Origin of the sequence: Bradyrhizobium campsiandrae (genome assembly GCF_014529705.1) — a bacterium.
In the GTDB taxonomy this organism is placed as follows: Bacteria; Pseudomonadota; Alphaproteobacteria; order Rhizobiales; family Xanthobacteraceae; genus Bradyrhizobium; species Bradyrhizobium campsiandrae.
In genome coordinates, this window is the sequence record NZ_JAANIH010000088.1 from 12,011 (window position 1) to 31,541 (window position 19,531).

The window sequence follows — 19,531 nt, forward strand, 5'->3', positions numbered from 1 at the left end:
CCGCGAGGCGCGAAAATCGGTTGGCGCGCCGCGGCGGCGACGATAAGGATGCAATTCCAGCGATTTGTACCCGGAAGGTGGATGGCTTCCCTCGACTCTTTCAGCATCGCCATTCTGCTCGGCGCCGTCCTGGTGATGGCCGGTATCCTGTCGAGCCTGCTCGCCTTGCGCTTCGGTGCGCCGTTGCTGCTGGTCTTCCTCGCCATCGGCATGCTGGCGGGCGATGCAGGTCCCGGCCAGCTCCAGTTCAACGACGTCGGCACCACCTATCTAGTCGGCTCGGTGGCGCTGGCGCTGATCCTGTTCGACGGCGGCTTGAAGACGCGCTTTGCCAGCATCCGCACCGTGCTCGCCCCTTCCGTGCTGCTCGCGACCGTCGGGGTGCTGCTGACCGCGGTGATCACGGCACCGTTCGCGAAATTCGCACTCGACCTGAACTGGACGGAATCGCTGCTGGTCGGCGCGGTGGTCGCCTCGACCGACGCGGCCGCCGTGTTCCTGCTGGTGCACACCCAGGGCCTGCGCCTGCGCCCGCGTGTCGGCGCGACCTTGGAGGCCGAATCCGGCACCAACGATCCCTTCGCGATCTTCCTCACCTTGATGCTGGTCGAATACATCTCGCTGGGCTCGAGCACCCCGGGCCATGTGGTGATGGAGTTCGTGCAGGAGGCGGCGCTAGGCGCCGTCGTCGGCGTGATCGGCGGACGTCTCGTCGTCATCGGGCTCAACAAGGTGGCGCTGCCGCAGGGCCTGCACGCGCCGTTCGTGACCACGGCCGCGCTGGTCATCTTCGGCGGCTCGCAGATCATGCACGCCTCCGGCTTCCTCGCCGTCTATCTCGCCGGCATCATCATCGGCAACCGGCCGACGCGCGCGCATAATTCGGTGGTGGCGTTCCTGGATGCCGCGACCTGGCTGGCGCAGATCGTGATGTTCGTGCTGCTCGGCCTGTTGGTGTCGCCGAGCCGGCTCGGCTCCAGCGTGCTGCCCGCGATTGCGGTCTCGCTGGTGCTGATGCTGGTGGCGCGGCCGATCGCGGTGTTCGTGTGCCTGGCGCCATTCCGCTTCAACTGGCGCGAAAAGATCTTCATTGCCTGGACCGGCCTGCGCGGCGCGGTCGCGATCTTCCTGGCGTCGATCCCGATGCTGGTGGGTCTCTCGAAAGCCTATCTCTATTTCGACGTCGCCTTCGTCGTGGTGATCATCTCGCTGCTGCTGCAGGGCTGGACGCTGGCGCCGGCCGCGCGAAAGCTGCACGTGGCGCTGCCGCGCGCCGAGCGTGGGCCCCGTCGTGTCGAGCTGGATCTGCCCGGTCAGCTCGAGCAGCAGCTGGTCGGCTACCCGGTGCGGCCGAAGAGCCTGTATTTCCGCCGCGGGCTGATTCCGTCCTGGTCCAAGCCGACGCTGGTGATCCGCAACGAGCACATCCTGACGCCCCTGGAAGCCGAGCCGGTCACGCCCGGCGACTACATCTATCTTCTGGCGCCGCCTGAGAAGGCCGAGGCGCTCGACCGCTTCTTCGTCGACATGCAGCCGAGCACGGCGCCTGATCCGCATCTGCTCGGCGACTTCATGGTCTCGGGCGAGCACACGCTCGCCGAGCTCGCCGAGATCTACGGCGTGAAGGTGAGCGAGGACGAAGGCAGGCTGACGCTTGCCGATTATTTCGACGTCCATCTCGACCGCGCGCCGAAGGAAGGCGCAGAGCTCGCGCTCGACACCATCGTGCTCGTCGCGCGCAGCATCTCCGGCGGCCGCGTCAACGTCGTCGGCCTCCGCCTGCCGGAAGACGACGAGACACCGGCGCCGCTGACGCGCAGGGAGGCGCTGCGGAAGAAGCTTGCGGAGCTGTGGACGTCGGTGGCGGGGGTCTGACACTTCCGTAGGGTGGGCAAAGCGAAGCGTGCCCACGCGTTTTTCGCGATCGAGAGAGTTGGTGGGCACGGCGCAACTGCGCCTTTGCCCACCCTACGAGAGCCGTCGCAAGGACGACCACGAACTTGCTACGTCAGCACCTTCACGCCGCCGAACGACGTCACGCGGCCCTGCCTCAGCATCACGATCTGCGTGGCGAGCTGGCGCAGCTCGGCGGCGTCGTGGCTGACATAGACCATCGGAACGTTGGCTTCGTCGCGCAGCCGCACGAGGTAGGGCAGGATCTCGAGCTTGCGGGCCTCGTCGAGCGCACCGAGCGGTTCGTCGAGCAGCAGCAGGCGCGGCTTCGACAGCAGCGCGCGGCCGAGCGCGACGCGCTGGCGTTCGCCGCCCGACAGCTTTCCGGGGCGGCGATCGAGCAGGGCGCCGATGTCGAGCAACTCGACGACGCGCGCGCGCTGGGCCGCATCGGGCGCGAGGCGGTTCATCCGCCTGCCATAGTCGAGATTCTGCGCGACGTTGAGATGCGGGAACAGCCGCGCGTCCTGAAAGACATAGCCGATGCGGCGGCGCCAGGTCGGCACGTGAATGCCTGATGCGGTGTCGTCGACCGTCTCGCCGTCGATGACGATGGTGCCGCGGTCGGGCCGCAACAGACCCGCGATCATGTTGATCAGCGAGCTCTTGCCGGCGCCGGACGCACCGAACAGGCCGGTGACGCGGCCCTCGCTGCTGAAAGTTGCGTGCAGCGAAAACTCGCCAAGCTGCTTTTCGACGTCGACGCGCAGCATGGTCAATTCCCGTGCAGGCGCTGCGTGGCGCGGTGGGCGAACCATTCGGCCGCGATCAGCGCGCCGAGTGCGAGCACGATCGAGACGATCACGAGCCGGCCCGCGGCCGCGTCACCGTCAGGCGTCTGAATCAGCGAATAGATCGCCGACGAAATCGTCTGGGTCTCGCCGGGAATGTTGGAGACGAAAGTGATGGTGGCGCCGAACTCGCCGATCGCCTTGGCAAAGCCGAGCACCATGCCGGCGAGCACGCCTGGGAGCGCCAAGGGCAGCGTCACGGTGAAGAACACTTTGAACGGTGCGGCGCCGAGCGTCTCGGCGGCCTGCTCGAGCCGGCGGTCGATCGCCTCGATCGACAGCCGCATCGGGCGCACCAGCAGCGGAAACGACATCACGCCGCAGGCGAGTGCAGCTCCGGTCCAGCGGAAGGCGAAGACGATGCCGAGATGATCGGCAAGGAAGCCGCCGACGAGGCCGCGGCGGCCGAAGGTGAGCAGCAGCAGATAGCCGGTCACGACCGGCGGCAGCACCAGCGGCAGATGCACGACGGCGTCCAGCACCGACTTGCCCCAGAAATCGCGGCGGGCGAGCAGCCAGGCCAGCGCAATGCCGAACGGCGTTGCCACCAGCGTCGCGATGATGGCGACCCTGAGCGAGAGCAGGATCGCCGTCCATTCGGCAGGAGAGATGTCGAGCATCAAGAGATGAAGATTAGGTCGCAAGAATCATGTTGTGGGGCTGATCAGGAATTTGAAGCCGTATTTTTCCAGAATGGTCTTGGCGGCCGCGCTGCGCAGGAAGGCGAGATAGTCGCCGGTCTCGGGCTTTGCTGTCGTGGTCGCGGCGACGGGATAGATGATCGCCGGATGCGAATCTGCCGGGAACGTGCCGACGATCTTCACGCCGGGCTCGACCTTGGCGTCGGTGGAATAGACGATGCCGAGATCGGCCTCGCCGCGCGCGACCAGCGTCAGCGCGGCGCGCACGCTCTCGGCCATCGCGAATTTCGGCTCGGCAGCCTGCCAGGCGCCCAGCTTCTCCAGCGCGGCCTTGGCGTATTTGCCAACGGGTACCGACTTGACGTCACCGGTTGCGATCTTGCCGTCGCCGGCGAGTTTTGCGAGATCGAAGCCTGGCGCGATGGCGACGTTGTCGATCTTCGAATCCTTCGGCGCGATCAGCACGATGCTGTTGCCGAGCAGATTGACTCTCGAAGGCTCGTTGATGGTCTTCTTGGAGATGGCGTAATCCATCCAGTCGGTGTCGGCGGAGACGAACACATCGGCCGGCGCGCCCTGCTCGATCTGTTTTGCCAGAACCGAGCTTGCGGCGTAGCTGACGCTGAACTTGACGCCGGTCTTGGCCGTATAGGCGGCGTCGATCTCGTCGAGCGCGTTCTTCATCGACGCGGCGGCGAACACGGTGATGGTCTTGTCCTCGGCGCTGGCAGGCGAGAGGCTCGCGAGCATGACGAAGGCGATGAAAAGTCCAGCGATACGATACATGGATGGCGCTCCGTGCGTGCCGACGCGTGCAAGCGCACGCGCCATTCTGGCGTTGGATGGATCGGGCGACGGGCGGAAGCGCTGTTCCACGTGTCCCCACGACGGCTTACGGCCGGCAGGGATATCGCAGCTCTCGAAGATAGCAGGCTGAGCCCGGAGGTCAAAGGCGCCCGTTTGGCGGGCTCGATGGCCTATTGCGCCGGCAGGATCGAAATCGACAGCGAATTGTCCTTGGCGCCGCTGATCTGGAGCACGAAGGGTTTATCCGTGAGCTCGTACTTCATGGTCTTGCGGATGCCGTCGCAATCGGTGGCGCCGCTGAAGGCCACCGGCTTGAGGAAATGGCCGTCCTGGACCAGATCGACCCAGGCACCGGCCGAAAGGCTAACCGTGTAAAGGCCAGCCTTCGCCGTCCTGATGCTGGTGAAGCCGGCAAAGGTGCCGTCCTTCGGCGCTCGCTCGGGCGGCGAGGGCAGCTTTGCCTCGGCAGGCGCGGCCACCAGCCCCAGCGTGATGGCCGAGGCCGGCACCGCGGCCTGCTCGGCGCCCGAGGCGAGCTTGGTACGATCAGGCGCGGTCAGCGCGGCGCGGTCGCGCTCGATCGGCCATTTGAACTTGTCGCAACCGCTGGGCTCCTCCGCGGCAAGAGCGGAGGTCGCACTGATCGAGAGCACGGCAAGGAAGGAGAGGATGCGCATGTGAAATCTCATCGTTGGCCGCGCGAGCAAGCGGGGCGTGCAGTCAGGTTCTTGTCGGAAGCGGGATGCGCATCCCGGAATCCCGCGGGCTTACGGCCGCGCGGCGAGGCAGACATTAGCGCATTTGGATGGTGCGTACCAACCAAACTCATCGTCATCCCGGACAAGCGTAAGCGCAGACCCGGGATCCCCGCGCGAGCGCTTGCGCTCGTCGCCATAGCCATAGGATCGTGTTTGGCGAAGACTCGGAGTGACCATCTCGCGCCACACTGCTCCCTCGGAGTATGGGTCCCGGATCTGCGCTTACGCTTGTCCGGGACGACGGCAGTGGGTGAGGCGCGAGCTTGCCTACCCGGCCATTCTACGGCTTCGCATCCGGCGCGTGCAGCACCACCTTGCAGGCGGCCGGCATCTGGGCCAGCGTCATCGGTGGCTTTGGCTTCGGCGGCTCCGGCGGCGGCTTTGGGTGCAGCACGCCCTCGCTGAACCAATAGGCGAAATCGGAGGGCTTGCAGCCTTCGTCCTCGGACTGCGACGGCTGGCCCTCGCATTCGCCTGATCCCGCCGGGCAGCGCATGCGGATGTGGAAATGATAGTCGTGGCCCCACCACGGCCGGATCTTCGACAGCCAGGAGCGGTCGCCCTTGGCCTCGCGGCATAGCGCCTTCTTGATCGCGGCATTGACGAAGATGCGCTGCACCGCCGGCTCCTGTGCCGCGTCGCGCAGCACCAGCACATGTCCAGGGGTGAACACCTTCGGATCGATGTCGAGGCGGTCTTCGCGCACCATCATCACCGCCGACATCTCCTCGCGCTCCTCGCGCGAGAGACGATGGTCCGGCATCGGCGTCAGCCAGATGTCGGCATCCAGTCCGATCTGATGGCTGGCATGGCCGGACAAGGCCGGCCCGCCGCGCGGCTGGCCGATGTCGCCGACCAGGATGCCCGGCCAGCCTGCGTCCTTGTGCGCCTTGGCGGCCAGGCGCTTGATCAGCGCGATCATCTCGGGATGACCGTAATTGCGGTTGCGCGACAGCCGCATCACCTGCCAGCTATCGCCGTTGAGCGGCATCTGCTCGGCGCCGCCGATGCAGCCTTTCACATAGGAGCCGATGACATGCGCCGGCCCTTTGGACGGCAGCAGCTTTCGTGCGAACAGTTCCTTGGCGCCGATCTTGGGGTCGTTGGGGTTGGCGAGCGGCGGCAGCGGTTTCGGGTTGACGCTGCCCTTGTCCTGGGCCAGCGCGCCGCCGGCGGCCAGGACTTCTATGACGACAAGCGTCACGACGATCAGGAGAGAAGCGATGCGGCAGCGACTCATGCTGCATGCTTATAACCCAACGCCGCCTCAGGGTTAAGAATTCGGCGTGCTACGCGGACCTGATCTCACAACGTCTTTACGGAAGCGGTCGTGTCGCGACGCTCAAGGAGCCGGCATCACGATGATCCCATGTCGGACGCGCGCGCCATCAGGCGTCGCAGGGACATCGTGCAAAAGTCGTAGATTTCCGGTACGATAGTGCGGTTTTTAACGGCGCGATAACTCTATCCTGTATTGACCAAAATTCGTGCGCGGAGAGAGCTGTGCTTGCCTCTTGCATGCAAGCGACCTCCGTTTCGGAATTGATTCATGGAGACTGCGGGTTTTTGCGTCTCCTCTCGCGCCGATCGCGGCGCGGCAGCAGGCCGGGCGCGCCTGAAGGCGCTTCCCGCGCCTCGCAAACGGGCAAATCGGGTCTGCCTCGCGGCGGCGGCAAGTCATGCCTGCCCGCCAAGATTACTTTTCTTTCAGACACTTGGAGCAAGACTTGTGACCGCAGGGCGCGGTTAGGGCGTGTGAAGTTGAGTTCGGGGTCCAAAAAAGAAGAAAAGCGAAAGAGTGGCGTGTCTGTGCGGCGTGGCCGACAGAAGCGCAAGCCGCGATTCGCGCGCGCGCCTCATGCGCCTGTCGAACGCGATCTGCTGGTACAGAGCCGTGCGGAAACCGAGGCTGCCATCGCGGAGGCGCGCAAATCGCACGAGCGGCTGCGCCAGGCCGTCGACCTCCTGCCGCAGGGCATCGTGATTCTGGATCCCGAAGGCCGCTACGTTCTCTGGAACAAGCAGTACGCCGAGATCTACAGCAAGACCGCCGATCTGTTCCAGGAAGGCGCGCGCCTCGAGGACACGTTGCGCGTCGGCGTGGCCCGCGGCGACTATCCGGAAGCCGCCGGCCACGAGGACGAATGGATCGCCGCGCGGCTGAAGAAGTTGTACGAGCCCGGCAAGCGCCACGAGCAGACGCTGTCGGACGGACGCGTCATCCTGATCGAGGAACGCCGCACCGATGACGGCGGCGTCGTGGGCCTGCGCGTCGACATCACCGAATTGAAGCGGCGCGAGGCCTCGTTCCGCCTGCTGTTCGACGGCAATCCCGTTCCCATGATCGTCTGCGCGCTCGACGACGAGCGCATCCTCGGCGTCAACGATGCCGCGATCGCGCATTACGGCTACAGCCGCGCCGAGTTCGAGCGGCTGAAGATCCGCTCACTTCAGGCCTTCGACAGCGAGCCGCCCTGGACCAGCGATCGTTCCAGCGACGAGCAGGCCGCGCGCACCTGGAAGCACGTCAAGGCCGACGGCACGCTGATCGATCTTGCGATCTATTCCCGCGAACTGACCTATGACGAGCAGCCCGCCGTGCTGCTCGCGCTGATGGACATCACCGAACGCAAGCGCGCCGAGGCGCGGCTCGCCTTCATGGCCCAGCACGACGGACTGACCGGCCTGCCCAACCGCAGTCTGCTGCGCCAGACCATGGACGAGATGCTGCTGCACACCCGCCGCAGCGCCGAGAAGGTCGCGGTGCTGATGCTCGGGCTCGACAATTTCAAGTCGGTCAACGATACGCTGGGGCACGCGGTCGGCGACAAGCTTTTGCGCGGGGTCGCCAAGCGCCTGCGCTCGACCTTGCGCGAGGAAGACGCGCTGGCCCGGCTCAACTCCGACGAGTTCGTGATCGTGCAGAGTGGCTTGGCCCGGCCGGAAGACGCGGTGGGATTGGCAAAACGCCTGCTCGAGGCCATCGCCGATCCCTATCTGCTCGACGGTCATTCCGTGGTGATCGGCGCCTCCATCGGCATCGCGATGGCGCCCGGCGACGGCGACGATTCCGAAAAGCTGCTCAAGAGCGCCGACATGGCGCTGTCGCGTGCCAAGGCGGATGCCCGCGGCACCTTCGCGTTCTTCGAGGCCGCGCTCGATGCCAGGGCGCAAAGCCGCCGCAAGATCGAGGTCGAGCTGCGCGATGCGATCCAGAACGACGTGCTGCGTCCCTATTACCAGCCGCTGATCGACCTCCAGAGCGGCCGCATCACCGGCTTTGAGGCGCTGGTGCGCTGGCCGCATGCCGAGCGCGGCATGGTCTCGCCGGCCGAGTTCATTCCGGTCGCGGAGGAGACCGGGCTGATCAATCCGCTCGGCGGCCTGATGCTGCGCCGTGCCTGTCTCGATGCGGCGAACTGGCCGGACGATGTCCGCGTCGCCGTCAATTTGTCGCCGCTCCAGTTCCGCAGCGGCAATCTGCTCTCGATGGTGACGGACGCGCTGAAGCATTCCGGCCTGCCGCCGCGCCGGCTCGAGCTGGAGATCACCGAGACGCTGCTCCTGGAGAAGAGCGCGCAGGTGCTGGCGACGCTGCATGCGCTGCGCGCGCTCGGCGTGCGCATCTCGATGGACGATTTCGGCACCGGCTATTCCAGTCTGAGTTACTTGCGCAGCTTCCCGTTCGACAAGATCAAGATCGACCAGTCCTTCGTGCGCGATCTCGGCGCCAATCGCGAGGCCCAGGCGATCATCCGTTCCATCGTCAGCCTCGGCAAAGGCCTCGGCGTCACCATCACCGCCGAAGGCGTCGAGACCGAGGCCGAGCTCAGCTGCCTTCGCACCGAGGGCTGCGACGAAGGGCAGGGCTTCCTGTTCAGCAAGGCGCGGCCGAACGTCGAGATCATCAGCCTCTTGGCCGCACAGCGCGGCATCGATGCGGCTGACGATGAGGACGCCGCGCTGGTCGCCTAGCTAGTAGCCGGAGTAGGGACCGGAAGGCAGGCAAGTGTCGTCGACATAGTTGTAGCCGCCGCCATAGCCGTATGCCGGCGCATAGCCGTAGCCGGGATAGCCGCCACTATAGTAGCCGCTTCCGTAGTAGGCGCCCGCGATTCCAGCGCCGACGACGGCACCTGCGACACCGTAACCGAGGCCTCGGTAGCCATAGCCTCGGTAGCCATAGCCTCGGTAGCCATAGCCGCGATATCCGTAGCCGCGATAGGCGAGGCCGCCACGATAGCCATAGCCACCGCGATAGCCCCACCCAACGCCGCGATAGCCGTAGCCGCCACGGTAGCCATAGCCCCAGCGCACTTCGGTGGTTACAGGATCGACCATCGATTTCATCGTCGTCACAGATGTCGGCATCGGGCCAGCCTGGGCGCTGGTGACGAGCAGAGCACCGGCGGCGGCGAGAACGGCGGTACGCAGAGAACGCGAGGACGTCATGATGATCTCCGTGCTGTGCGGCGGCGCTTCTGCGCGGCCGTCGACAGTCTATTCGGAGCAAGCCTGGCTGTGGAGGGCTTGACTTGGATCAAACGGATCATCGTCACGGGAGGCCTACGCCGCGCGAAGTCCGGCCAGGAATGTATCCACGCTTCGCATCAGCGCCGCGGCGTGCTGGCCGAGCTCGCCCGAGGCGCTCATGACATTGCCGGCCAGCGCCCGCGACTGGTCCGCGGCCCGGCTTGCGCCGGCGACATTGGCCGAAACGTCGGTCGTGCCGGTGGAGGCCTGCTGCACGCTGCGGGCAATCTCCCGCGTCGCCGAGCCCTGCTCCTCGACGGCGGCGGCGATCGTGGTGGTGATGCCGCTGATCTCGCGGATGGTGCCGCTGATGCCGGAGATCGCGGTGACGCAATTGCCTGTTGCCGCCTGGATCGCGTTGACCTGCGCTGCGATCTCGTCGGTCGCCTTCGCGGTCTGGCTCGCCAGCTCCTTGACCTCGGATGCGACCACGGCAAAGCCGCGGCCGGCTTCGCCGGCGCGCGCCGCCTCGATGGTCGCGTTCAGTGCCAAGAGATTGGTCTGGCTCGCGATCTCGCTGATCAGGCGGAGCACGTCGCCGATCCGTTCGGCGGAGGCGGCAAGGCTGGTGACCATCTCCGTCGTCTCGGCGGCCTTGACCACGGCGCCGCTGGCGACCTGGCTGGAATGGGTGACCTGGCGACCGATCTCGGTGACGGAAGAGGCGAGCTCCTCGGTCGCAGCGGCCACCGCATTGACGCTGGTCGAAGCTTCTTCCGCCGCCGCCGCCGCGGCCGAGGCGCGCTGCGAGGTGCCGTTGACGCTGGAGGTGATCTCGCCGGCGACGTGCTGCATGCCCTCGGTCGCCTTGGCGACGGCGGCGACCACACCCTTGACGTCGGCTTCGAAGCGGTCGGCCATCTGGCGCTGCAGTGCCTGCTTCTCGATCGCCGCCCTGGCCTTGTCGGCCTCCTGGGCCTCGCGCAGCGCGCCTGTCTCGAGCATGCTCTGGCGGAACATCTCGACCGCCTTGGCCATGGTGCCGAGCTCGTCGGCGCGTTCGCTGCCCGGAATGGTGACGCTGGTGTCGCCGCTCGACAGCCGGTTCATGACCGCGGTGATCGCGGTCAGCGGCCGCGACAGCCCGCGCCCGAGCAGGAAGGCCAGCAGGATGGCGGCGGCGAGGATCGCGACCGTGCCGAGGATCAAATTGCGCTCGGAGGCGGCGAAGGCCGCTTCGTACTCCGTCGTATCCTTGACGATCTCGAGCACGCCGACCGGTTGGCCGGCGTAATTCTTGATCGGCCCGGCATAGACCTCGGCCGGATGGCCATCGAGTTCGGCCTCGCGCAGAAGCGGCGGGCCTGAGATCACGGCCCTCAGCTCGTCCGGCTTGGCGACGGCGTTCTCGCCGAACGTCGACGAGAGCTTGTTCAGCGACGCGCCGTCGACGGAATAGACCGCGAGGTCGATGCCAAAACGCTTCTTGGCGCGGTCGACGAATTCCTTGCCGAAGGCGGCGCCGACATCGACATTGGCGAGGTTCTTGCCGTCGCGCACGATCGGGGTCATGCCGAAGATGCCGAGTGCCTCGCGGCCCGGCTCGACGCCGACGATCTGCCGGCCGGTCTTCAATGCCTCGACCACGGTGACACGGCGGCTCGAGACGTCGTCGCCAAAAGTCTTGGGGGTGTGGACGCGGAAAAACGAGGTCGCCGGCGGGACCTGGAAGGTGATCAGCGGGATGCCCTGCGCCTTGAGCGCCTTGTTGGCATCACCGAGCAGGGCGCCGAGGGCATCGCGGTCGCCCTTGGCGATGGCGTCGCCGACCGGCGGCAGCGCCGCGATCACCGCGGAGACCGCCAGGGCCGAACGTCCCTCATAGTCGATGGCTGCAATCACGCTGTCATATTGCAGCTTGAGCTGCTGATCGAGCGCCAGCCGGGTCAGCGTCCGCTGCTGGGTGATCGAGAAGCCGGAGAGGATGGCGCAGGCCACCGCAACGGTGAGCGCGATGGCAAGGATCAGGCGGGCCGCAATCGACTTGAGCTTGAGCATCAAAAAATTCCCGGGCATTCCAAAAGGTGATTTTTGGCTTTGCCGAACGGTCTCAGAAATTGATTAACGACTGGGGCGTCGTGCGTTCGTGAGCGCAGGAAATTGCTCCCCTGCTTTTGCATGACTCAATGCGATGGACGCATGGAGCGGTCGCTCGCCCGTCGCGCGCAGGCGGCTAACGATTTTCGGCGAGGATCGTCTTGCCGACGTCCTCAAAATGCGTGTCGCGCGCCTGGATCTGCTGGGCGATTGCGTGCATGTCGCGAAACCGTCGCTCGAACGGATGGCTGCGGAACACGGCGGTGGCGCCGGCCATGCGATAGGCGGTATCCACCACCCTGGCCGATTGCTGGATGGTCCAGGTCGCGGCGAGGCGAACGGCGTTGCGATGCGCCGGGCTGAACATGTTCGTCGCGGAGAGCTCGCGCCACATCGCATGCGCCGTCGCGTAGAGATAGGCGCGGGCGGCGCGCAGATCGCCCTCGGTGCGGCCGATCAGGCCCTGGACCGCCTGATTGTCGCGCATCGCGTGTGCGGCAAGCGACTGGTGCTTGCCGCGCGCCAGCGCGATCGCCGCATCCAGCGTCGCCCGGGCGACGCCGAGCGAGACCGCGGCAAAGCCGAGGCTGAAGGTCGAACCGGTCGGTAGCCGATAGAGCGGGCCCGGCTCGCGCAGGGCTTCAGGAACGTCGCGGAAGACGGCAAAGCGATCGGGGATGAAGAGGTCTGTCACCTCGTAGGAATTCGTGCCGGTCCCCGCAAGGCCGATCGCCTGCCAGACGTCGTGGATCGTGGCGCGCGCGAGCGGGAACAGGACGGTGCGCAGCTCCGGCGACCCATCGGCATTTTTCCGCGGGCTGCCATCGGCGTTGACGATGCGGACATGGGCGCCGAGCCAGCTTGCCTGCGGCGAGCCCGAGGCAAAATCCCACCGTCCCGTGACGCGGTAGCCGCCCTCGACCGCGCGCGCCTCATGCGCCACCGCGCCCCAGGCGAGAATGCCTGATGCGGTGTTGAAGATCTCGTGCGCGCACTCATGGTCGAGCGCGGCTGCGATCATCGCGCAGACGCTGCATTGGCCGAGACACCAGGCGGTGGACGCATCCGCCTTGGCGACCTCCTCCAGCATCTGCATGAAAACGTCCGGCGGCGCTTCCGATCCGCCGAGGCTTCGCGGCAACAGCGCGCGATAGAGCCCGTTCTCGATCAGCGCGCCGACGACGGAAGGCGTCAGCCGCCGCGTCCGCTCGATCTCGTCCGCCTCCCCGGCAATCAGCGGCGCGATGGCCCGCGCCCGCGCAACGAGATCGGCTCCAGTTCCGTCCATGTCTGCGTTTCCTCGCCCATTCTGCCGTGAGCGGTGAAGCGCGATGGTGGTCTATTTCCCGCAACCGATCAAGCCGCTGCTAGGACGCGCTGAGCAGCCGCTCCATGATGATCGTGCGTTCGTCGCCGTGATAGCTGTCGCGCACGGCCGTGAAGCCGAGCCGGGCGTAGAATGTTTCGGCCGTCACCGACGAGGGAACCGTCAACATTGCGATGTTTCTGGCGCGCGCGACGTGCTCGATCTCGGCCATCAGCAGCTTGCCGATCCCGCGGGCCTGGACGTCGGGTGCCACGAACACGGTGCGGACGATACTTCCGTCAAGACTTGCCGTTCCGACCACGCGACTGCCGATGGTGGCGACAAAGACGGTGCGTTTCGCTATCAGCGCCTGCACGGCATCCGGGCTAAAGCTGCGCTCGATCCTTGCGATGATCTCGGCGGCATAGTCCTTCGCATTGGTTTCACGGAGCGCACGCAGGATGACGGCGCTTATGTCCGCGGCGTCGTCGGACAGTGCGGAACGGATCATGCATTCCATCGGCGGCCTCCGATCGGCTTGTCGCGCCAGCGGGATCAATGCTACGTTGTGTAGCACAGGTCCATCCAGGAGGCACGCGATGAACAAGCCAACCCGCCGTGCCGCAACGCCGCCCGAGCTGAGGCTCGAGGACGTGCCGATGAGCGATATCACCGAGGCCCTGGCCGGCAGACGCGTCACCGCGACAGCGCTCACATCTGCCTATCTGGCGCGGATCGCGGCCTATGACCGCGGCGGGCCGGCGCTGAATTCCGTCCGCGCACTCAATCCGGACGCGCTCGCGATTGCGGCCAAGCTCGACGACACGAAACCGTCTGCCAAACGGCCGCTGGCCGGCGTGCCGATCCTGGTGAAGGACAACATCGCCACCGGAGACGAGCAGCCGACCACGGCGGGCTCGTTGGCGCTAAAGGGCGCGCGTGCCAGGCGCGACGCCACGGTGATCAAGCTGCTGCGCAAGGCCGGCGCGGTGATCCTCGGCAAGGCGAATTTGACCGAGTTTGCCAACATCCTCGCGATCGAGATGCCTTCCGGCTATTCCTCGCTGGGCGGCCAGGTGAAGAACCCCTTTGTGCCTGATCTGGTCGACGATCGCGGCATCCCGGTCGTGGACCCGGGCGGCTCCAGCTCGGGTTCGGCGGTCGCCGTGGCGGCAGGCCTGTGTGCGGCCTCGATCGGTACCGAGACCTCGGGCTCGCTGCTGCACCCCGCCAGCCGCAATGGCCTCGTCACGGTGAAGCCGACGGTCGGGCTGATCAGCCGTGCCGGCATCGTGCCGATCGCGCACAGCCAGGACACCGCGGGGCCGATGACGCGCACCGTGCGCGATGCGGCGATGCTGCTGAACGTGCTGGCAGCCAAGGATCCGCGCGACCCGGCGACGGAGCGGCAGCGTAGGCCGGCCGATTACACCGCCGATCTCGCCCGCGATGCGATGAAGGGCGCGCGCATCGGCGTGCCGAGCGACCCGGCCGACCCGCTGAACGATTGCTACTACGGCAAGCTCCCACCCGACGCCACGAAGCTGATGGCCCACGTCATCAAGGTGCTGGAGGATCTCGGCGCCACCATCATTCGCGCCAGCATGCCGACGCGTGGCTGGATCGGCGGCCCCGGCACGAACATGGCCGTGCTCAACCGCAATCCGCTCAGCCGCAACAAGGGCAATTTGAGCCCCGCATCGATCGTGTTCCTCTACGAGCTGAAATACGGCCTCAATCTCTATCTCAGGAATTGGGCGACCAACACCGACATCAAGACCATGGCCGATGTCATCGCCTTCAACGCGGCGCATGCGAAAGAGGCGCTGCGCTTCGGCCAGGACCTGTTTCTCGCCGCCGACCTCACCAAGGGGAATTTGAGCGAGCGCGAGTACAAATCCGCGCGTGCGATGGATCTGCTCGCCGCCAAAACGCACGGCATGGATGCCTATATGAACCAGCACAGGCTGGACGCCGTCCTGTTCCCCGGGGCGACGGGCGCTGCGATCGCGGCCAAGGCCGGCTATCCCAGCGTCATGGTGCCCGCAGGCTTCGTCTCGGGCGCCGACGGCAAGGACACGCCCGACTATCCGCTCGGCGTCACCTTCGCAGGCCGTGCATGGAGCGAGCACAAGCTGCTGCGCATTGCCTATGCCTATGAGCAGGCCTCGGCCATGCGCAAGCCGCCGCCGGAGCTTCCCGCGCCATAGATCGCCGCGTCAGACCTGCGCTTCCGCCTTCACTTCAAGGCTGCTCCGTCCAAGCCGCGGCTCCGTGCCCGCGAGCAGGCGCTCAATGTTGGCGCGATGGCGGACGATCACGTAGAGGCCGCCCGCGATCACCAGCAACTGATAGGGCAGCGGGTGCGGCCAGCCGCAGACGAGGATGACGGCCGTCACCGCCGCGAGCATCGAGCTGAGCGAGACGATCCTGGACACTGCCAGCACGATGCCGAAGACCACCGCGGCTCCGAGGCCCACCGGCCATGACATTGCCAGCAGCACGCCGAGCCCGGTCGCTGCCGATTTGCCGCCCGTAAAGCTCAGCCAGATCGAGCGACCATGGCCCAGCAGCGCGGCAATGCCCGCGAGGCACACGATCCACGGCACCCCGATATCCAGATCCGACGCGGTCGGCGGCGCCGGGGAAAGCTCAGTGATGAGCCAGGGGCAGAACGCGCGGGCAACGATGATCGCGGCCGCGCCCTTGAGCACATCGATGACGAGCACCGCCAAGGCAGGCCATTTGCCGAGGGTTCGCAAGACATTCGTGGCCCCGGTGGACCTGGAGCCGTGCTCTCTGATATCGATGCCCTTCAGCAGCTTGCCTGCCAGATAGCCCGTTGGTATCGCGCCGAGCAGATAGGCGATCACCAACCCAGCTGCGCCTGCGATCCAGAATGCCATGTTTGCGTCCCGTGTCCGACAAGGCGCATTTTATCGCCGACGGCGGCTGGCCGGCAAGGAGCTTGGAGCCATCTTCCCGTTGTAGTAGAAAGCGCCGTGGTTCGGGTGAACATGATGCGTCGGGCTTTCAAGGTTTTCGGTGTCTTCGTCGGCCTTTTGGCGCTGACGATCGTGGGGTTAGGCGCCTGGATCGTCATCGCCCGACAAGATGTCTTGCAGCTTGTCACCGCAGCGACGGCGAAAACCGTCTGCTCGAATGTCTTCATGGCCGGGCGCGAGGTGGACGCGATCGTGCACGCCGACCTGCTGGCCCTCGGCTATAAGATCTTTCATCTGGTGAAGGTCGACGTCAGCCCCGCAGAACACCGCGTCGATGCCGCCCTTCTCGGGTTCGTCGCCAGACGTCACGCCCAATATGTCGAGGGCCGGGGTTGCACTAACGTCATGGACGACCAGTCCTGGAAGCGCCCTGCGGCACAGCCGCTTCCGCCCAGGGCGAGCACGGATGCGCTCTGGCCAGCCGGCGAGAAGGTGGAAGTGTCCGAGAACACACGCTTGCAAGCGGCGGTGAACAATCCGGCCCTGCAAGGCCCGGGCATGCGCGCCATCGTCGTCGTCCATGACGGGCGTATCATCGCCGAAATCTATGGCGAGGGATTTGGCGCGACAACGCCGCTGCACGGCTGGTCGATGACCAAGAGCGTCACCGCGGCGCTGGTCGGCATGGCCATTGGGGATGGCAAGCTGTCGCTAGATCAGAAGCATCTGTTTCCGCAATGGGCTGGCGACGAACGCGCGGAGATCTCGATCGCCGATCTGATGGCCATGACCGCCGGCCTGAAATGGAACGAAGGCAAGGGCGGCTTGGCCGATCCCGGGCGCATGGAATATCTGGTGAGAGATGCCGCTGCTTTCGCGCGGGACCTGCCGCTGGACACGCCACCGGGAACGCGCTTCAACTATTCCAGCGCCCAGTCGGTGTTGCTGACGCGGCTCTGGCAGGATGCGGTCGGCGAGGGCGCTCCCTCCTATCCGCGCGAGCGGCTGTTCAACCCCTTGGGGATGACCAGCGCCGTGCTCGAGGCCGACGAGGTCGGCACGTTTCTCGGCGAAGGTTTTCTCTTTGCCACCGCGCATGATTGGGCGCGGTTCGGCGAATTCTTACGCTTGGGCGGAAAATGGAATGGCCAGCAGCTTCTGCCGGCGGGCTTCGTTGATTACATGCGCGCGCCCTCTCCCGTGTCCGACGAGGGCCACGGCCCGGCCTACGGCCGCGGACAGATCTGGCTGGCCAAGGGCCTGGGCTATGATCTTCCCGCCGACACCTTCATGATGGAAGGACATCTCCGCCAGGTGATCGCCATCATCCCCTCGCGCAAGCTGGTGATCCTGCGCATGGGGATGACGCGCGAGGATATCGGCTTCAGCAACGCAAAACTGCTGCGCGCGATCGTGGCAGCGACCCGTTAGCGCATCCAACGACTGCGTCGTGTTCTGCATCTGCCTCAAATGAAGGCGCCTCCAACGCCCGCAACGCCGCAAAATGGCCGCACATGGAACGGCATCTTTGCATCACGCCTTGTGGGAAGCGGTGGGGGAGAGCCTGACATGCGTAGATGGTTCGGCGTTGCTGCAGCCGTGTGTGTTTTCACGTCGAGTGCTGTCGGTGCCGAACCTGCGTCCGGTTGCGGCGTTCCGCAGGATATCCACGATGGATGGGCGATCACCTCGGCGGACAAGCAGGGGCTGAAAACTGCGCTGCTGTGTGCGATGGACGAGGGTATCCGTGGCGGCAAGCTCGCCAATGTCGATGACATCGTCGTCATCAGGCACGGCGTGCTCGTCTACGAGAGCTACTACGACTATCCGCATCAGCTCAATTACGACGCGACCTCGCGGCACAACGGCTATTCCATGACCAAGAGCGTGGTCTCGCTGCTGGTCGGCATCGCCATGGATCGCGGCCTGATCAAGGATCTGGACGCGCCGATCGCGTCGTACCTCCCTGATTATGCGGGCCTGCGCGCATGGGACAAGGATCGCATTTCGCTCCGGCATCTCCTGACGATGTCGGCGGGATTGGGCACCGAGAGGGCTCCCAGCGTGTCCTTCCAGTACGACAACGTGTCCTTCCAGTACAACAATGCCGAAACCGAGCTGATCGGCGCCATCCTGAAGAAGGTCACCGGGAAAGGCGTCGACGTGCTCGCTCAGGAGAATATCTTCGCCCCGCTCGGGATCGAGGATGTTGCGTGGTACAAAAGCCCGGTGGGCGGTGTTCCGACGTCGTCGAGCGGGCTGAGCCTGCGGCCGCGCGACTGGGCGAAGATCGGCCAGCTCGTTCTCAACCGCGGGGCCTGGGACGGCAAGCAGATCGTTTCGGCCTCCTGGATCGAGCGATCGACCGCCGAGCACATCAAGACGGATAAGGCCGAGTTCGGCTATGGCTATCAATGGTGGATAGGGCATTCGCCGGACAGCGCCGGCACCATCGAATGGGCCGCTGCGCTTGGCTTCAATTCCCAGAAGACCATCATCATCCCCGCGCGCGACATGGTCGTCGTCTTCAACGCGGGGCGGGAATCGAGGAACATGGTCGCGCCCGAGCTCGATCTGCTGGATCGCTACATCCTGCCGGCGACGTCGAGGGAGTGAGTGGGGGGCGGTCCGCCCAGCCGCTTATGCATGCCATGCATAATCATATTTTGCCCTGACATTGGATTTTCGTCGGGCGGGGCGGCACGTTCGTGGAAGGAGCCTATTCCTCCAGGGAACGCGACATGTCCGAGCCCGAGTCATTCAAAGATCCATCCGATGCGGGGCTGACGCGGCGCCGCCTGATGTCGCTGGCCGCGACGGCCACGGGCGCGATCGGCTCGACCGTGCTGGACTTGCCCGCTCGCGCCGAGGAGAAAACGACCGTGCCCACCGACCGAATCGAAAAATTGCTGCCGGGTTTCCGTCGCAGCCGCATCAAGACATCAGGCGCGGAGATCAACATTGTGGTGAAGGGCGAGGGCGCGCCGCTGTTGCTTCTGCACGGCCATCCGCAAACGCTGGTGTGCTGGCACAAGGTTGCGCCAAAGCTCGCCGAGCGCTTTACGGTGGTGCTCGCCGATCTCCGTGGCTACGGCGATTCCAGCAAGCCCGACGGCGGCAGGGACAGCATCGCCTATTCCAAGCGCGAGATGGCGCGCGACCAGGTCGAGGTGATGCGCGCGCTCGGCTTTTCGCGCTTCCACGCGGCGGGGCACGACCGCGGCGGCCGCGTCCTGCATCGCCTGCTGCTGGATCATCCCGCCGCCGTGACCAGGGCTGCCGTGCTCGACATCGCGCCGACGGCGACGATGTACGCCAAGGTGACCAAGGATTTCGCCATGCGTTACATGTGGTGGTTCTTCCTGAGCCAGCCGGCGCCGCTTCCGGAAACCCTGATCGGCAACAATCTCGACTTCTATCTGCAGGCGCATATCAGCAAGCAGAACAAGACGCCGGGCGCGATCGATCCGGTTGCGCTGGCGGAATACCGCCGCTGCTACACGGCCGAGACGTTGCACGCCGTCTGCGAGGACTATCGCGCCGCCGCCGGCATCGATCTCGTCCACGACGCGGCCGATGCGGACAAGCGGATCGCCTGCCCCCTGCTTGCGCTGTGGGGCGAGAAAGGCGTCGTCGGATCGACCTACGACGTGCCCGCGACCTGGCGCGAGAAGGCGACGGATGTCCGCGGCGAAAGCCTGCCTTGCGGGCATTATTTGCCCGAAGAGGCGCCGGAACTCGTGATCGACAGGCTGAGCGC

The 19,531-nt window shown here is 65.8% G+C and carries 16 protein-coding genes; 6 read left to right on the plus strand and 10 right to left on the minus strand.

The genetic code is table 11. The features are described from left to right. Positions 1-81 precede the first annotated feature (81 nt). On the plus strand, positions 82-1,875 hold the full coding sequence (locus tag G8O24_RS38440) for a potassium/proton antiporter (RefSeq protein WP_188107714.1): 1,794 nt from the start codon (positions 82-84) through the stop codon (positions 1,873-1,875). A gap of 128 nt (positions 1,876-2,003) precedes the next feature. Here the strand turns inward: G8O24_RS38440 and modC are convergent, their stop codons facing one another. The 5 genes from modC to mepA all read right to left on the minus strand — a co-directional run bounded on the left by modC (position 2,004) and on the right by mepA (position 6,190). After that, a complete protein-coding gene (gene modC / locus G8O24_RS38445; RefSeq protein WP_188107715.1) occupies positions 2,004-2,666 on the minus strand; it encodes a molybdenum ABC transporter ATP-binding protein in 663 nt (220 codons plus the stop codon). 2 nt (positions 2,667-2,668) lie between these two features. Next, positions 2,669-3,364: a molybdate ABC transporter permease subunit gene (modB, locus tag G8O24_RS38450; protein ID WP_188107728.1), complete on the minus strand. Its 696-nt coding sequence runs from the start codon at positions 3,362-3,364 to the stop codon at positions 2,669-2,671. 27 nt (positions 3,365-3,391) lie between these two features. After that, entirely contained in the window at positions 3,392-4,171 is a 780-nt protein-coding gene (gene modA, locus G8O24_RS38455) for a molybdate ABC transporter substrate-binding protein (RefSeq protein WP_188107716.1), read from the minus strand. A 191-nt stretch (positions 4,172-4,362) separates the two neighbouring features. Continuing rightward, the gene (locus tag G8O24_RS38460; protein WP_188107717.1) at positions 4,363-4,869 is read right to left on the minus strand and encodes a hypothetical protein; all 507 of its coding nucleotides are present in this window, start codon (positions 4,867-4,869) and stop codon (positions 4,363-4,365) included. A gap of 361 nt (positions 4,870-5,230) precedes the next feature. Next, positions 5,231-6,190 (minus strand): penicillin-insensitive murein endopeptidase, encoded by a 960-nt coding sequence (gene mepA, locus G8O24_RS38465; protein ID WP_188107718.1) that lies wholly within the window; start codon positions 6,188-6,190, stop codon positions 5,231-5,233. Positions 6,191-6,753: 563 nt separating this feature from the next. Here mepA and G8O24_RS38470 point away from each other — a divergent pair. Next, positions 6,754-8,925 (plus strand): putative bifunctional diguanylate cyclase/phosphodiesterase, encoded by a 2,172-nt coding sequence (locus tag G8O24_RS38470; protein ID WP_188107719.1) that lies wholly within the window; start codon positions 6,754-6,756, stop codon positions 8,923-8,925. On the opposite strand, the gene G8O24_RS38475 is transcribed toward G8O24_RS38470, so the two are convergent. From G8O24_RS38475 to G8O24_RS38490, 4 genes are all read right to left on the minus strand, one after another. After that, positions 8,926-9,402: a hypothetical protein gene (locus G8O24_RS38475; RefSeq protein WP_188107720.1), complete on the minus strand. Its 477-nt coding sequence runs from the start codon at positions 9,400-9,402 to the stop codon at positions 8,926-8,928. A 114-nt stretch (positions 9,403-9,516) separates the two neighbouring features. Then, positions 9,517-11,481, minus strand: coding sequence for a methyl-accepting chemotaxis protein (locus G8O24_RS38480; protein WP_188107721.1), 1,965 nt, complete (start codon positions 11,479-11,481; stop codon positions 9,517-9,519). 175 nt (positions 11,482-11,656) lie between these two features. Then, positions 11,657-12,808 (minus strand): acyl-CoA dehydrogenase family protein, encoded by a 1,152-nt coding sequence (locus G8O24_RS38485; protein ID WP_188107722.1) that lies wholly within the window; start codon positions 12,806-12,808, stop codon positions 11,657-11,659. A gap of 79 nt (positions 12,809-12,887) precedes the next feature. Next, positions 12,888-13,346 carry a GNAT family N-acetyltransferase gene (locus G8O24_RS38490; protein ID WP_188107723.1) on the minus strand — a complete coding sequence of 153 codons (459 nt, stop codon included), beginning with the start codon at positions 13,344-13,346 and terminating at the stop codon, positions 12,888-12,890. 79 nt (positions 13,347-13,425) lie between these two features. On the opposite strand from G8O24_RS38490, the gene G8O24_RS38495 reads away from it, so the two are divergent. Next, on the plus strand, positions 13,426-15,036 hold the full coding sequence (locus tag G8O24_RS38495; RefSeq protein ID WP_188107724.1) for an amidase family protein: 1,611 nt from the start codon (positions 13,426-13,428) through the stop codon (positions 15,034-15,036). A 9-nt stretch (positions 15,037-15,045) separates the two neighbouring features. Here the strand turns inward: G8O24_RS38495 and plsY are convergent, their stop codons facing one another. Continuing rightward, positions 15,046-15,732 carry a glycerol-3-phosphate 1-O-acyltransferase PlsY gene (gene plsY, locus G8O24_RS38500; RefSeq protein ID WP_188107725.1) on the minus strand — a complete coding sequence of 229 codons (687 nt, stop codon included), beginning with the start codon at positions 15,730-15,732 and terminating at the stop codon, positions 15,046-15,048. 114 nt (positions 15,733-15,846) lie between these two features. Here plsY and G8O24_RS38505 point away from each other — a divergent pair, with 114 nt between their 5' ends. From G8O24_RS38505 to G8O24_RS38515, 3 genes are all read left to right on the plus strand, one after another. Further along, positions 15,847-17,202, plus strand: a complete 1,356-nt coding sequence (locus tag G8O24_RS38505) for a serine hydrolase domain-containing protein (RefSeq protein WP_188107726.1) — start codon at positions 15,847-15,849, stop codon at positions 17,200-17,202. A gap of 138 nt (positions 17,203-17,340) precedes the next feature. Then, the gene (locus tag G8O24_RS38510) at positions 17,341-18,387 is read left to right on the plus strand and encodes a serine hydrolase domain-containing protein (protein WP_188107727.1); all 1,047 of its coding nucleotides are present in this window, start codon (positions 17,341-17,343) and stop codon (positions 18,385-18,387) included. A gap of 125 nt (positions 18,388-18,512) precedes the next feature. Further along, positions 18,513-19,531 (plus strand): alpha/beta fold hydrolase (locus G8O24_RS38515; RefSeq protein ID WP_244646283.1); only part of this gene is annotated, 1,019 nt, incomplete at its 3' end.

Excerpts from the sequence above, each read along its gene's own strand:
- G8O24_RS38440 (WP_188107714.1), top strand. The coding sequence starts at position 82 with ATGGCTTCCCTCGACTCTTTCAGCATCGCCATTCTGCTCGGCGCCGTC.
- modC (WP_188107715.1), bottom strand. The coding sequence starts at position 2,666 with ATGCTGCGCGTCGACGTCGAAAAGCAGCTTGGCGAGTTTTCGCTGCAC.
- modB (WP_188107728.1), bottom strand. The coding sequence starts at position 3,364 with ATGCTCGACATCTCTCCTGCCGAATGGACGGCGATCCTGCTCTCGCTC.
- modA (WP_188107716.1), bottom strand. The coding sequence starts at position 4,171 with ATGTATCGTATCGCTGGACTTTTCATCGCCTTCGTCATGCTCGCGAGC.
- G8O24_RS38460 (WP_188107717.1), bottom strand. The coding sequence starts at position 4,869 with ATGCGCATCCTCTCCTTCCTTGCCGTGCTCTCGATCAGTGCGACCTCC.
- mepA (WP_188107718.1), bottom strand. The coding sequence starts at position 6,190 with ATGAGTCGCTGCCGCATCGCTTCTCTCCTGATCGTCGTGACGCTTGTC.
- G8O24_RS38475 (WP_188107720.1), bottom strand. The coding sequence starts at position 9,402 with ATGACGTCCTCGCGTTCTCTGCGTACCGCCGTTCTCGCCGCCGCCGGT.
- G8O24_RS38480 (WP_188107721.1), bottom strand. The coding sequence starts at position 11,481 with ATGCTCAAGCTCAAGTCGATTGCGGCCCGCCTGATCCTTGCCATCGCG.
- G8O24_RS38485 (WP_188107722.1), bottom strand. The coding sequence starts at position 12,808 with ATGGACGGAACTGGAGCCGATCTCGTTGCGCGGGCGCGGGCCATCGCG.
- G8O24_RS38490 (WP_188107723.1), bottom strand. The coding sequence starts at position 13,346 with ATGGAATGCATGATCCGTTCCGCACTGTCCGACGACGCCGCGGACATA.
- G8O24_RS38495 (WP_188107724.1), top strand. The coding sequence starts at position 13,426 with ATGAACAAGCCAACCCGCCGTGCCGCAACGCCGCCCGAGCTGAGGCTC.
- plsY (WP_188107725.1), bottom strand. The coding sequence starts at position 15,732 with ATGGCATTCTGGATCGCAGGCGCAGCTGGGTTGGTGATCGCCTATCTG.
- G8O24_RS38505 (WP_188107726.1), top strand. The coding sequence starts at position 15,847 with ATGCGTCGGGCTTTCAAGGTTTTCGGTGTCTTCGTCGGCCTTTTGGCG.
- G8O24_RS38510 (WP_188107727.1), top strand. The coding sequence starts at position 17,341 with ATGCGTAGATGGTTCGGCGTTGCTGCAGCCGTGTGTGTTTTCACGTCG.